Below are 14060 nucleotides of genomic sequence, written 5' to 3' on the forward strand. Positions count from 1 at the left end.
TGAAAACTGGTATGAAGTACAAAGAAATTTATCTCTTCAAGTAGCTCGTGACTTTATTTTAGAACACCTAACACAGAATTTGAACTTGGCTGCATAGGATCAATTTTCTGTCAATGCGTAAGTCCTGGATTTTACGGAAGTCCTAATTTTTAAAAGATTGCTGGGCAAGCTTGCTTACTCTGCTAGGCTGAAGGATGCGATCGCCTAGCATAAAACTCAGTTTAAATGATTTTGAAATAGTTCTAAAACACGTTGCCAAGCATGAGGAGCCGCTTCGGGATTGTAACTGGGGTGCTGTTCGATTAATGGGTACTTATCTTTAAAGAATCCGTGGAAAAATCCATGTCCTGCATCGTATCGAAATACACGATGATTGATTTGATGTTTCTTTAGTTCTGCCTCAATTTGCTCGTTTTCTGTTTGGGAAATAAGGGTATCTCTGTTACCAAAAAATGTATAAATAGTACCTTTAATTGAGGAGGTGCGATTAATAGTGGGAGTTTCTTCGCCATAACTAGAAGTGGTAATCCCACCACCATAAAATGAAGCCGTAGCTTTGATATCGGGTAAAGTTGCAGCCATATAAGCAACATGACCACCAAAGCAAAAACCAATAGCACCAATTTTGTTTCCGTTAACATTGGGTAAAGTTTTAAGATAAGCGATCGCGGCTTGAATATCGCTGAAAATTTCTTGATACTTTACTTGTTGATAGTATTGTAAACCAAGCTGATAAGCTTCTGGGCTATATTCAATATCATTAGGGCTATAGTCAACCTCAAAACCCGGAGCAATTCTTTGATACATTGCAGGTGCTACTGCTACATATCCTTGGGTTGCGATGAGTTCGGTAATATCCCGAATATTACCATTAACTCCAAAAATTTCGGGAAAAACTATAACAGCGCCAAAGACTCCTGCTTGTACTGGTTCAGCTAAATAAGCATCAATTTGTAACTCACCGTTAGATATTTTGATTTTTGAAGTTTTAATTTCGATGTTTGTTATTTTTACCATGTTTGTTTCAGCTAAATTTATATTAATTTGTATACTATGGTTGTTTTCTAACACAGATATAAGACTTACGCAAAAACCTCTAAAACTCTCATTTCTCTGTGACCTCTGTGTCTCTGTAGTTCGTATTTTTGTGGACTGTGCGTAAGTCCTGAGATGATAAATTTGATGTCAATTTTAAAATATAGGTGGGCAAGCTTGCCCACTGGAGTTTAGACTAGTTCGCGGTGCGAAACCCAAAAGCCTTACAGTGATTGAGCTAGGGAAAAATATACTCAATCGTAAGGTAAACTCTACGTGTTACAGAAAAAATATCACATTGACCGGGAGTTCAATATTATCTTACACCTGGGTGGAGAAATGGATGAGCAAATGGCTCAGATTGACCATCTGCTCTGTGATGAAAAGCTCCTGGAGTTAATGGCAACAGACTTTTCAAAGCGTTATCCACTCTCCAGCAAGACAGGAAGAAAATCAACTCCAGTAGAAGTGATATTAAGGATGCTAGTCCTGAAACACTTACGCGGACTTAGTTACGAAAACACAATTAAAAATGTCAGAGAAAGTTTAATTTTGAGGCAGTTTTGTCGAGTATATTTTAATCCTCTGCCAAATAAAAGCACATTGAGCCGTTGGGCAAATACGTTGAGTGAAAAAACGTTGGCGCAGATCAATCAAAGACTAGCTCAAATTGCCACCCAGTTAAAAATAACTCAGGGGAAAAAGATGAGGACAGATGGTACAGTAGTGGCAACTAATATTCATTGCCCTTCGGATAACAGTTTATTAGTGGATAGAGTCAAGGTTATTAGTCGAATTTTATCTCAGTCAAAGTCAATTATTCTAGAAAATTTACCAAATATTAACCTGCGGATATTCCGTAATCGTTATCGGACAGCAAGAAGAATATCTAGACAAATTGATAGCCTGTCAAAAACCAGAAATGAATCTGGGAAGCAAAAAAGAAAACAAGCTTACACGAAATTGATTGAAGTAGCTAAGGCTGCAATTAAACAAGCTGAAAAAGTGAAATCAATTCTAGTGAAATTGGATGGCGTTAAATCACATAAAATACTGCAAACATGGGAAATGTTTCTCCCTCGTATAGAACAAGTGGTTGAACAAGCATCCCGCAGAGTTTTAGCTCAAGAAAAAGTTAGTGCTGCGGAGAAAATTGTAAGTATATTTGAAGTGCATACAGATATTATATGTAGGGGCAAACTTAACCATAAAACAAGTTATATTGCCTAAAGGAAGTTATAGAAGTCAGCAACGAATTCAAAAAGAAAGGAAGAGAAATTTCAGAAAGGGTCGTCATTGGCATAACGGTATAGAAGGACGTATTAGTTTTTTGAAAAGATGCTTTGGATTCCAACGTTGTTTGTATAGAGGAGATATGGGATTAAAACGTTGGGTGGGCTGGGAAATAATCGCTCATAATTTAACTATTATCAGTCGATGTTTAATTTCGCAGACTAAGACTGTTCAATAAATTGAGATTTTTTATTTTACAAACACCACTTCATCGATATCATTTTCTTTACGAAGATATTTGAATTTCACTAATTTTTTGTTTGCTGCTATTATCGCTCTCCATTTTATCTTTTCTCTTCTAGCTTTAATAATACTTTTGTTTTATTCTGTCTCTAGTTTTGCACCGCGAACTAGTCTAAACTCCAGTAGCCAGAACAGTTACTCATACCATTTCACTTTAAACATGATACAGATATGCAACGAGCGCCTCGACTCTGCTCGGCGATCGCAACGCCAGCAGAGGCTCAGAAAAAGTAATTTGTATCAGTAATTGCGTGAATTGGTATCACTTAAGCACTATTTTTGAGGTGCGTTACGTTTTGCTTCAACGCACCCTACAATTTTCTAATACCTTTAATACTTAAATGTTACATTATGGATTTCTTGTAGGATGGGCTTCTAGCCCGTCCCGTGCGGGCAGGATGTTCACACCACTAAAATTTTTTGAATTCTTCAATAAGGCATGAAAGTATCTAACCTGCCAAAAACTGCCATATCTTCTGCATCTAATTCTACAGGTGTGCCACTGCGAATTAATTCAGCAAAGTCTTCATTTGGAACCATAATTGTTAAGGTATACAAGCGACTAGAACCTGTATTTTTAATTAAGTGTGTACCTGTGGGCGGTACTAACAAACTATCTCCGGCTTTAATGGCAACTTTTTTACCATCACAAATAGCTACTCCTTCACCTTTGAGAATAAAAAACATTTCCACTGCCCATTGATGGCGATTAGGTGGTGTTTGTCCACCCACATCAAAGATTTCTACGCAACAAGTTAAAGAAGTATTGGCATTGTTGGAATCAAAGATAATTGCTAATCGATTGCTATCATGAGGACTGATGCGATATGCTTGATAATCTTTGGGAGATTTAATAACAGGAATTACGCAACGAGTAGAGTGCATCTTAATCATCCTCTCCTGTTAATTTGGGGTGACTTAAAGCGGTGAAAATTGCTTGGGAATCGGTGACAAAACCAAAGCATTGTTTAACGTTGTATAAAGTTGCTAACCAACAATAATCGGGTGAAGTTGTCGCGGTACAATCTTTAACTAAAATGCAGTCATATCCTAAAAAATTAGCGTCACAGAGTGTAGTTAATACACATTGATCAGCATTCACACCAGCAAAAAATATTGTAGTAATTCCTAAATTCCGCAGAATACTATCTAAGGGTGTGTCCCAAAAGCCACTCATGCGGTATTTGTCGATGCGGATATCTTCGGGTAACTGTGGTAGTTCATCAACTACGGCTGCTGCCCAACTACCTGCCATTAATACCCTAGCACCGTTTTTGGGTAAGGGGTCGCCTAAGCCCACACCATCACCGGTAGGATTGTAGACGTGACGCGAAGCCGCACTGATATTGAGTAAGTCGGGACGATTACCCCAATTTACCCAAATTACCGGCACGTTAACATGACGCAGTTTGGGCAGTAAATTATTTAACGGTTCAATGGGTTGACGTGCGGGAGTCACATCCACGCCAATGTGCGCTAACCAGCCATCGGGATGACAAAAGTCGTTTTGCATGTCAATAACAAGAATGGCGGCTTTTGCCAAGTCAAGGCGCAGGGTTTTAGTTTCGGTTGTTAAGATAACGGGTTGTGGGTTTTTGGGAGAACGGGTAATATCTGCGATCGCATGATCTACCATCCAAGCATTTGGCGCAACTCCCAAAGTCCGCAGAGGCTGATTCATAAATTTGCAACACCCAACACCTATTTCTATTTTGTAACTTGAAAACAGGTAGAGCGTTCAATTACTTAATCAAGGTTTAAATCGTGAACTTTACTATTAAAAATGTCTTAATTTCTACTGATGATGGGTACTCCACCACAGATGTGCAGGTTGTAGATGGTAAAATTATAGCGATCGCACCTCATCTTGATGTTGTGGGGACGGCAGTTAACGGCGAACATAAGCTACTACTACCCGGTTTTGTTAACGCCCATACCCATTCTTCGGAAATGTGGCAACGCGGGATTATTCCGCCTTTGCCTTTAGAATTATGGTTGGCGCAGTTGTATGATTTCCCCCCCCTCGACACAGAAAAAGTCTATCTCAGCGCCTTGGGAACGGCGGTAGAAACTTTACTTTCCGGGGGTACGAGTGTTGTAGATCATTTGGTGTTAATTCCTGGCGAAGAGTTAGAAACTATCACTGCGGCGGTTCGCGCTTACCGAGAAGTTGGAATTCGGGCTTTTATTGCACCGTTAATTCAAGATGAATCTTTAACCGCCGGTATTCCTTCTGGGGAAAATGAACGTAACCACGAACCTTATTTTCGCTCGACGGCGGAAACTTTAGCACTTGTGGAGGAAGCCGTTAGACAATTTCATCGCCCGGATGAAGGTGTAAGTGTTTTAGTTGCGCCTACGGGGATTCAGTTGTGTAGTGATGCTTTATTTACTGGTTGTATTGAGTTGAGCGATCGCTATAATTTATGTCGTCACTCCCATTTACTAGAAACCAAAGCCCAAGAAAAACTCGCCCAGGAAAAATACGGTTGTAGTGCTGTTGAACATCTTAAACGTCTGGGGTATTTAGGCGATCGGACTTCTCTCGCCCATTGTGTGTGGTTAAACGAATTGGATATTGAGATTCTCGCCGAAACTCAATCTACAGTTGTGCATAATCCCTTAAGTAATTTGCGTTTAGGTAGTGGAATTGCGCCAATTTTAAAATATCGCCAAGCTCAAGTAAATGTCACATTTGGTTGTGATGGTGCTTCAAGTAATGATTCCCAAGATTTATTAGAAGCTATCAAGATTGGTTCAATTCTGCACAATACCACAGAACGAGATTATCAATATTGGATTACACCCCGACAAGCAACAGAAATGGCAGCTTTGGGTGGTGCTAAAGGCTTGAATATGGCAGATAAAATTGGTTCTTTAACTGTTGGCAAACAAGCTGATTTAGTACTTTATGATTTGACTAGTTTATCATTACTCCCCCGCACAGATCCCATCGGGTTATTAGTTTTAGGCAGACCGACAAATGCTGTTGATAGTGCATGGGTTAATGGCAAACAAATAGTAGATAATCATCAAGCGACGACGATTAATGTTGATGAATTGCGACAAGAATTATTCCAACGCAGCCAGTGGAATACTCAGCGTCAGTCGCCAACTGTAGTGGAAATAGAAGCTCATTATCGTACTGTAATGGGTTTGTAAAACATCAAAAACACGGTATAAGGAACTTGAACCGTGTTTCTATCTTTTTAAATTAAAAGCAATCACTTATGAATCAAGAAAATAATCAAAACCAACCAAAGCAGAAACCACAGGACGATCAGAATAAAAATCGCAGAAATTGGTGGATTGAAATTGTCTCACTATTAGCTTTAGGCTATCTGATATTTAGCTTAATTAGCCCCATTTTTTTTAAAGAAGGACAGCAACCAAGAAAAATAGAACTTCCTGATATTTTAGTTATTGCCGTTATTTTATTTTTCAACTCTGATTTGCTGAATAGATTAGAGGATTTTGGTATTTCTAAAGAAGGTGGAATTACAGCCAAGTTTAGGGAACTCAAGCAAGAAGTTAATAAACAGAAAAAAGAAATTGATGAACTGCAAGCACAACAACTAGAACAATTAGAAAAGCAACAAAAAAACTTAGAAGAAATGCAAGCTTTTATGTATAACTTTTTATTAGGAGACAAAGATTACGACAAGATTGCTCAACTTGAGCAGCATTTACAAGCAAATACTAATTATAACTTTTATGTTTCAGAAAAAGTAGCTGATGAATTAAGACGTTTGCGAGATTTAAAATTAATTCAGACTAATTCTGGTTATATTAGCGATTTGGTGAAAGCAAGCGATTATGGTAGACAACCAATCGATTTAACTAAATATTTTTGTGTTACAGATTTAGGTAAAAAGTTTTTAACAACCCGCAATACTTTAAATTCTAGCAATCAGCAAGAAACAACTAATTCTCAGGAAATACCAAAAGTTGAATAGGTAATAGTATATCTTGTCTATTTTTTGAATCTGATCTGTGTGCTACATCGGGAAGCAGGATAGGATCATGATAGGAGGATAAAATGGATATATCCATTATCAATATTTCAAACAAAAACACGAAATTATTATTGTGAGGCTTGTTATGCTAACTTCAACTGATTTTACAGGCTTATTTAATGAGCGATTTTTCCGTAACTTTTTGCCGATACCTGCAACTAGTTACTTCAATTTGGAAATAGGTACACCAGATTTTCAATTACCGGATATTACTAACGGTAATTTAGTAAAATTATCAGATTATCGCGGTAAGCAACCAGTATTACTGGCTTTTACTCGCATCTTTACCGAAAAGCAATACTGCCCGTTTTGTTATCCCCATATTAAAGCTTTGAATGAAAAATATGAGGAATTTACAAAACTTGGGATTGAAGTTTTGATGATTACAAGTACTGATGAAAAGCAGAGTCAAATAGTTGTCCAAGATTTGGGCTTAAAAATGCCTTTGTTAAGTGACCCCAGTTGCCAAGTATTTCGGAGATATCGAGTTGGGCAAGCTTTGGGAGCGCCTTTACCAGCGCAGTTTGTGTTAGATAAAGATGGTAAATTGCTTTATCGCCATTTGTTTTCTTTTTTAGATCATAATGCGAGTGTGGAGACATTATTAGCACAGTTTGGTGCTGCATAAATGCAGGATAAATTATCTCACGCAGAGGCGCAGAGGCGCAGAGAGAACAAGGAGTTTTACATTTGAGTACCTGAGATTTCATCTCCTAATTCAGCAACGCCCACAGTTTAATACCGCCAAACTTGATTGATAATATTCCCATCGGCTGCTATTAATTGAACTTGTAAAGGCATTTGTCCGGCGGCGTGAGTTGAACAACTTAAACAGGGGTCAAAAGCGCGAATCCCGGCTTCGACACGGTTGAGCATTCCTTCTGGAATATCATTACCTTGAATGAAATGTCGGGCAATTTGAGCTACTGTACGATTCATTGCTAGGTTATTTTGTCCTGTGGCAATGATTAAGTTGACTTTTTGTAGTAACCCATTTTCATCAACGCGATAATGATGAAATAATGTGCCACGTGGTGCTTCGCTGACACCAACTCCTTCTAGTTGGTTAATACCAGCTTCGGCACGTAGTCGAGTTGATAAAATGTCTGGTTCGTTAAGTAAAATTTCAATGTGTTCAATACAAGCCAAGATTTCGATTAAACGGGCATAGTGATAAAAGAAAGAAGATTTGACTGTACCTTGACCGCGATCGCGGAATTCTTGTAATTCTTGATCAGCTAAAGGTGTACCAATTCGATTACAAATATTTAGTCGTGCTAGTGGGCCTACCCGATACATCCCACTATCTATCCGACAATGGTCATTTTGGTTAGGATAACCCAAGGGTCGATAGTAGGGAGATTTTAAGTAAGAGTCTGGTTGAACTGCTTCCCCAATAAATTCTTGATAGCGCGTGGGATCAAGTTTATCGGCAATGATATTACCTGCACTATCCACAAAGCGGAGATGTCCATCGTAAGTTTCCCATAAGCCATTGGGAGTGACTAACCCCATAAACAAACTAGGGAAATTCCCAAAGGTTTGGGCTTCGGCGGCATAATCATCGAGCAAGTTTTTAAATCTCGCCAAAGCATCTAAAATCGTGGTGCGGGCTTCGGGAATGCGATTTTGGATATGGCTGCGTTTTTCTGATGTGAGTGGTTCGCGCACACCACCGGGAACCGCCCAAGCTGGGTGAATCTTTTGTCCTCCCAGTAACTCAATAATTTCTTGACCAAACTGACGTAAACGAATTCCACCACGGGCAAATTCTGGTTCTGCTGCAATTAAACCAAAGACATTGCGGGTTTGGGGATTACTATCCATTCCCAATAAAAAATCAGGGGCGCTGAGATGAAAGAAACTCAGTGCATGGGATTGGAGAATTTGCCCTAAATTCATCAATTTTCGGAGTTTAGCAGCTGTGGGTGGGATAGTAACAGCTAAAATGCGATCGCCTGCTTTCGCTGAAGCTAACAAGTGACTCACCGGACAAATACCACAAACCCTAGCGGTAATTGCTGGCATTTCCCACAACGGCCGACCTTCGCAAAACTTTTCAAACCCACGAAATTCCGTGACATGAAAGTGAGCATCACTCACCTGACCAGTATCATCCAAAAAAATACTAATCTTGGCATGTCCTTCAATACGGGTAACGGGATCGATAACGATTTTTTTAGTCATTGGTCTGTTGCTGAGTGCTGAGTGCTGAGTGGGGAGTGTGGGGAGACAAGGTAGAGGGGGGAGACAAGGTAGAAAAATTGCTTCCGTGTCTCCCTTGTCCCCCTTGTCTCCTTCCTCTCCCCACTTCACACTTCATACTTCATACTTTCCGAGTAATCCTCAAAAGCTGCTCCATTGATTGTTTCGGCGGTTTGATGTGCTATTTCTGATTGCATTTCGTCCACTGCATCCCAAGCAGCAGCACATTCTTCGGAGTGGATACCTTTTTCTATGCAGATGGCGCGAGCTTTTTTAATTTCTTCTTGTAGTTGTTGTTCTAAAAGAATTGACCGGGGTTGTTCCAGAAAGTCGCTTAAAGCCAAAATATCAGTCAGTGAAATTATCCCGACTAGCTCACCTTGGATAACAGGCGCTCTGTGCAGATGATGTTGGGCAAACAACCGCGCGACATATTCCAAACCCAAGTCGGGATTAATGGCTATGCAAGGCTTGGTCATAACCTCGTATACCCGCGTTTTATGAGGGTCTTTACCATAAGCAATAACTTTATAGACAATATCGCTCTCGCTAATAATGCCGTAAGCATCTTGTTCGTGGCGACGGTCAACAATTAACGCCCGCCAATCTCTAGCCCGCATCAACTGTACTGCTTCTGCAACTGTGGCAGAGCTGCGAATGGTGGCTACATCTTTGGTCATAATGTCTGCGGCTTTTAGCATAATTAATCTCCTATAGAGTTGGGGTGAGGGGGACAAGGGAGACAAGGGGGATGAGGGGGGAAATTTAACCAAATTTGATTAATTCGCGTCCGGCGAGGTTAGGTTTTTCACCTTGCAATAGGGGTTCTAATGCGGCACGAATGCGTGTTGCTGAGGGTGGACAACCGGGTAGATAGATATCAACAGGGACTATGTAATGTACAGGGGTGACTTTATCTAATAGTGGGGGTACTATGCCTGGTTCTTGGGGTATTTGGGGGTGAAGATCCACAAGTTCGACGTAACATCGCTGAAGTACTGGTTCGGCACTACCTAATGGATTACGTAAGGCGGTAACATTGCCAGTTACAGCACAATCACCAAAGGAAATTAAGAGTTTAGAACGTTCTCGAACGGTGCGGATTGTGGTTAAGTGTTCTTCATTGGCGATCGCACCTTCAACCAAAACCACATCTACATCGTGGGGATATTCTTTAATATCAGCGAATGGGCTGTAAACAATATCCACTTGTCCGGCTAAATCAATCAGCCATTCGTCTAAATCGAGAAAGGACATGTGACAGCCAGAACAGCCGCCTAACCATACTGTTGCTAGTCGTAAGCGAGTCATAGTTGATTTTGGATAGACGAGGTTGAGAGGGGAGACAAGGGTGAGGGGGGAGATAAGGGTGAGGGGGTAGACGAGGGTGAGGGGGTAGACAAGGGTGAGGGGGGAGACGAAGTTGAGAAATATTACTTCCTTGTCCTCCTTGTCCTCCTTGTCCTCCTTGTCCTCCTTGTCCTCCTTGTCCTCCTTGTCCCCCTTGTCCCCAACTCCTTACTCCCTACTCATCCCTCATAACTTCCTGCCATTCCAGGACGACAGGATAAGGGACTGAAATATTGATCGACTTCTGTCCAGGTAAAGGGATGGCGAGTTGGAGGGGTTCGTTGGGTAATTGGGGCAAGATATTTTGGAAGTCGTACTGGCCGATAGTTGGGGCTGGAGCTTCATCTAAGAAAACATCAGCAGCCGTGAAAACTTTGCCGGATGCGGTGGTGATTTTCAGGGGTTGGGGATGAATTAACTCGGCTGAGTTGGGAAAACCTACTAGCCGCAGATTTACACTGGTATTTTGACCAGGATAAATTTGCTTAAATAGAACTACTTGCCAGACGTGTCCTGATTGATCATCTAATTTTGTTTGTGAGCGATAAAGTATTTCGCCTGGTGCTGGTTCTAAATGTGTAACAGATGCGATCGCAGTTGGTGATGTGGGACTTCCTAAAGCCAGGAATATAAATATTGTCAAAAGACTGACTACTAGCAACCACCAAAATATGTTTCGGATGCGACGGAGTTTCATATATATCTCCTGGCTTCGACTCAAAATCAACGGCTAAAAATTCCATTGCTGTTTTTCTCTTGCGGTAACTAAGAAATCAAGTTTGTCCCGATGATGTTTCATTTCCCCAACACTGGAACCTTGGTAGAAAATCGCACCTGTGGGGCAAGCGTTGACACATTTACCACAAGAGGTACAAGTTTGAGATGTTCCCCAGGGCTGGCTCAAGTCAGTAATGACATGGGAGTTTGTACCCCTGCCTGCCATATCCCAAGTGTGAGCGCCTTCAATTTCGTCACAAACACGGACACAACGAGTACACAACACACATCGGTTATGGTCAATACCGAAGCGATCGTGGGAAACATCTACTTTGCGATTGGGGAAGTGATAATCTAAACGTACATGATCCATCCCCATTTCAATCGCTAAGTCTTGTAATTCGCAATTACCATTTGCTACGCACACAGAGCAAATGTGATTGCCTTCAGCAAACAGCATTTCAACAATTGTGCGACGATATTTTTGCAGGCGATCGCTATTGGTGTAAACCTCCATTCCTTCGTTAACTTTTGTCACGCAAGCAGGTTGTAATTTACTACTGCCGGCAATCTCAACTAAACACAGCCGACAAGCACCGACATCTCCCACACCTTCTACATGGCACAGTGTGGGAATATGGATTCCTGCTGCTTGCGCCGCATCTAGCAACGTTTCTTCTTCGTCGGCGCTGACCAGTTGACCATTAATTGTTAAGGTTTTTACGGTCATAATTAGGTGAGAGGTTACAGGTTACAGGTTACAGGTGAGGGACTAGGGATTAGGGATTAGAGGTTGAGGGTTAGGGTTTAAAAATTCAGGTTTAACATTTAGAAAACTAGTAATATTTGTCACTAACCTCTATTCCTCACACCCTTACACCCCTAAACCATCGCCCCTACTTCCTCATCTTTAATCAACTCCAAGTACTCTTCAATCAACTCGACGTATTCCTCGCGGAAGTAGCGTAATGTACTCAAAACGGGGTTGGGTGCAGATTGTCCTAAACCGCACAGGCTGGTGTGTTTGACCATATCGCACAGTTCTTCGAGGAGCGTCATATCAGCTTGAGTTGCTTTGCCTTGCATGAGTTTGGTTAATAATTTGTGCATCTGCACAGTGCCGACGCGGCAAGGAATACACTTACCGCAGGATTCATCCATGCAAAATTCCATGAAGAAGCGGGCAACGTCTACCATGTTGGTACTATCGTCCATGACAATCATGCCGCCGGAACCCATCATTGAGCCGAGGTTTGTCAGGGATTCATAATCTACAGGTGTATCAAAGGCGGAAGCAGGGATACATCCCCCAGAAGGGCCACCTGTTTGTACTGCTTTAGCTGTACCACCATCGGGAATACCGCCTCCCATTTCTTCGACAATTTGTCGTAAGGAGGTTCCCATTGGTACCTCGATTAAACCTGTGTTGCGGATTTTGCCTGCGAGGGCGAAAACTTTTGTCCCTTTGCTTTTTTCTGTTCCAATATTCGCAAACCAGTCAGCACCGTTACGAATAATTGGTGCGATGTTAGCAAAGGTTTCGACGTTGTTAATTAAGGTGGGATGACCCCATAAACCCGATTCAGCCGGATAGGGTGGGCGGGGATGAGGTAGGCCGCGTTTACCTTCGATACTCTCCATTAAGGCAGTTTCTTCACCGCAGACATAAGCCCCAGCACCAATGCGGATATCGATTTTAAAGTCAAAGGGAGATTCAAAAATTTGGCTACCCAATAAACCAAGGCGTTGGGCTTGATGGATGGCAGTTTGCAGCCGACGAATTGCTACGGGATATTCTGCCCGGACATAAATATAACCTTGATTGGCTCCAACAGCATAAGCCGCGATCGCCATTCCTTCCAATACCCGATGGGGATCACTCTCTAGGACACTCCGATCCATAAATGCGCCGGGATCACCTTCATCAGCATTACAAATAACAAATTTGCGGCCGCTTTTGGCTTTAGCAACAGTCGCCCATTTAATTCCTGTGGGATAACCTGCTCCACCCCTACCGCGCAAACCACTGCGGCTAATTGTCTCGACGACCTCACCCGGTGTCATTTCGCGCAACACATGGTAAAGAGCTTGATAACCTTTGGCGGCAATATAAGCTTGAATTTTTTCTGGGTCAATTTTGCCGCTATTTTCTAAAACAATGGGCTTTTGATAACTAAAGAATGGCTGGGATAAATCTATTTCGGAAACATGAGTTTTGCCGCCATCCAAGGCTTCAATAATTGCAAATGCGTCTTGAGGGGTGACTTGTTCGTAAAGTTTACTACCTGCTGGGGTGTCAACTTGAACTAAAGGCCCTTGGCAACATAAACGCATACAGCCCACACCAGAAACCTGTACATCTTTTTCTAAACCTTCGGCTTTGATTCCTGCTTCCAGTTCATGTTTAACGCTGGCGGCGTTACCAGATAAACAGCCAGCAGCCGTACAGCAACGAATTTGTACTGGTTTAGCTTGAGAGCGTTCTTGTTTGGCAATTGCTAATAATTCATTGAGTTCCATTTTCCAGCCATCCTTGGATGCGATCGCAAACTGATTCCGGGGTTTGATTGCCTAAGACTGTGCCATCAAACACCACAGCCGGCGCAATCCCGCAAGCCCCTAAACATCTTGCTGTCAGTAGTGATAATTGACTGTTGGTTGTAGTTTCACCAGCCCGAATATGAGCTGTTTTTTCTACACTTCCCAAAATTGCCTGAGCGCCTTTGACGTAACAAGCTGTCCCTGTACATACAACACAACTATGAACTCCTTGGGGCGCTAAAGAAAATAAATGGTAAAAAGTCGCTACCCCATAAACTCGGCTGGGAGGCAGTTTGAGTTTATGAGCAATATACAGTAGTAAGTCATTTTCCAAGTAACCGTAAAGTTCTTGGGCTTTGTGAAGAATTTCGATTAAGGCATCTTGTTGATACTGGTGACGCTTCATAGTTGCGTCTAGCATCTTCAGGCGTTTATCACCACTGGGATGGGGCAAAACTATGGGGGATGCGGTTGTCATTGTTACTGCTAGAGAATCGTGAGTTATAGGAGGAGGGAGAGGGGGGAGACAAGGGCTTTCAAGGGTAGGGAATTAAAAATCAGGCAGTAGAGAGGGTGATTTGAGAAACACGGAGTTGTGGAGTCAGGGTAGGCCAAGGTTCAGGGAAAAAACCACCGATTGGTAAAGGAAGATGTTGGAGA

At 41.8% G+C, this 14060-nt stretch carries 13 protein-coding genes and 1 pseudogene; 4 read left to right on the plus strand and 10 right to left on the minus strand.

From position 1 onward, the window contains the following. Nucleotides 1-216: 216 nt before the first annotated feature. Nucleotides 217-1071 (minus strand): dienelactone hydrolase family protein, encoded by an 855-nt coding sequence (locus H6G75_RS31485; RefSeq protein ID WP_190983804.1) that lies wholly within the window; start codon nucleotides 1069-1071, stop codon nucleotides 217-219. 240 nt (nucleotides 1072-1311) lie between these two features. Between H6G75_RS31485 and H6G75_RS31490 the strand changes: the two are divergent. Next, nucleotides 1312-2506 (plus strand): annotated as a pseudogene (locus tag H6G75_RS31490) (transposase). 494 nt (nucleotides 2507-3000) lie between these two features. Here the strand turns inward: H6G75_RS31490 and H6G75_RS31495 are convergent. Both H6G75_RS31495 and H6G75_RS31500 read right to left on the minus strand, forming a co-directional pair. Further along, nucleotides 3001-3456 (minus strand): cupin domain-containing protein, encoded by a 456-nt coding sequence (locus tag H6G75_RS31495; protein ID WP_190983805.1) that lies wholly within the window; start codon nucleotides 3454-3456, stop codon nucleotides 3001-3003. Between the two features lies 1 nt (nucleotide 3457). Further along, entirely contained in the window at nucleotides 3458-4252 is a 795-nt protein-coding gene (locus H6G75_RS31500; RefSeq protein WP_190983806.1) for a cysteine hydrolase family protein, read from the minus strand. 83 nt (nucleotides 4253-4335) lie between these two features. Between H6G75_RS31500 and H6G75_RS31505 the strand changes: the two genes are divergently transcribed. The 3 genes from H6G75_RS31505 to H6G75_RS31515 all read left to right on the plus strand — a co-directional run bounded on the left by H6G75_RS31505 (nucleotide 4336) and on the right by H6G75_RS31515 (nucleotide 7215). After that, a complete protein-coding gene (locus H6G75_RS31505) occupies nucleotides 4336-5733 on the plus strand; it encodes an amidohydrolase (RefSeq protein ID WP_190983807.1) in 1398 nt (465 codons plus the stop codon). Nucleotides 5734-5801: 68 nt separating this feature from the next. After that, nucleotides 5802-6527: a hypothetical protein gene (locus H6G75_RS31510; protein ID WP_190983808.1), complete on the plus strand. Its 726-nt coding sequence runs from the start codon at nucleotides 5802-5804 to the stop codon at nucleotides 6525-6527. A gap of 145 nt (nucleotides 6528-6672) precedes the next feature. Next, complete coding sequence (locus tag H6G75_RS31515) at nucleotides 6673-7215, plus strand: peroxiredoxin (RefSeq protein WP_190983809.1); 543 nt, start codon at nucleotides 6673-6675, stop codon at nucleotides 7213-7215. Between the two features lie 107 nt (nucleotides 7216-7322). Here the strand turns inward: H6G75_RS31515 and H6G75_RS31520 are convergent, their stop codons facing one another. The 7 genes from H6G75_RS31520 to hoxE all read right to left on the minus strand — a co-directional run bounded on the left by H6G75_RS31520 (nucleotide 7323) and on the right by hoxE (nucleotide 13878). After that, nucleotides 7323-8774 (minus strand): Ni/Fe hydrogenase subunit alpha, encoded by a 1452-nt coding sequence (locus H6G75_RS31520; RefSeq protein WP_190983810.1) that lies wholly within the window; start codon nucleotides 8772-8774, stop codon nucleotides 7323-7325. Between the two features lie 125 nt (nucleotides 8775-8899). Then, the gene (locus H6G75_RS31525; RefSeq protein ID WP_190983811.1) at nucleotides 8900-9493 is read right to left on the minus strand and encodes a CBS domain-containing protein; all 594 of its coding nucleotides are present in this window, start codon (nucleotides 9491-9493) and stop codon (nucleotides 8900-8902) included. A gap of 64 nt (nucleotides 9494-9557) precedes the next feature. Next, on the minus strand, nucleotides 9558-10103 hold the full coding sequence (locus H6G75_RS31530; protein WP_190983812.1) for an oxidoreductase: 546 nt from the start codon (nucleotides 10101-10103) through the stop codon (nucleotides 9558-9560). A 214-nt stretch (nucleotides 10104-10317) separates the two neighbouring features. After that, nucleotides 10318-10839, minus strand: a complete 522-nt coding sequence (locus H6G75_RS31535) for a DUF3122 domain-containing protein (RefSeq protein WP_190983813.1) — start codon at nucleotides 10837-10839, stop codon at nucleotides 10318-10320. Between the two features lie 33 nt (nucleotides 10840-10872). Beyond that, on the minus strand, nucleotides 10873-11589 hold the full coding sequence (gene hoxU, locus H6G75_RS31540) for a bidirectional hydrogenase complex protein HoxU (protein WP_190983814.1): 717 nt from the start codon (nucleotides 11587-11589) through the stop codon (nucleotides 10873-10875). Nucleotides 11590-11741: 152 nt separating this feature from the next. Continuing rightward, a complete protein-coding gene (nuoF, locus tag H6G75_RS31545) occupies nucleotides 11742-13379 on the minus strand; it encodes an NADH-quinone oxidoreductase subunit NuoF (protein WP_190983815.1) in 1638 nt (545 codons plus the stop codon). Beyond that, on the minus strand, nucleotides 13366-13878 hold the full coding sequence (gene hoxE / locus H6G75_RS31550) for a bidirectional hydrogenase complex protein HoxE (protein ID WP_190983816.1): 513 nt from the start codon (nucleotides 13876-13878) through the stop codon (nucleotides 13366-13368). Before hoxE ends, nuoF begins: the two co-directional genes overlap by 14 nt. Between the last annotated feature and the right edge of the window lie 182 nt (nucleotides 13879-14060).

The sequence above is a fragment of the Nostoc sp. FACHB-280 genome, assembly GCF_014697615.1.
Classification (GTDB): domain Bacteria; phylum Cyanobacteriota; class Cyanobacteriia; order Cyanobacteriales; family Nostocaceae; genus Nostoc_B.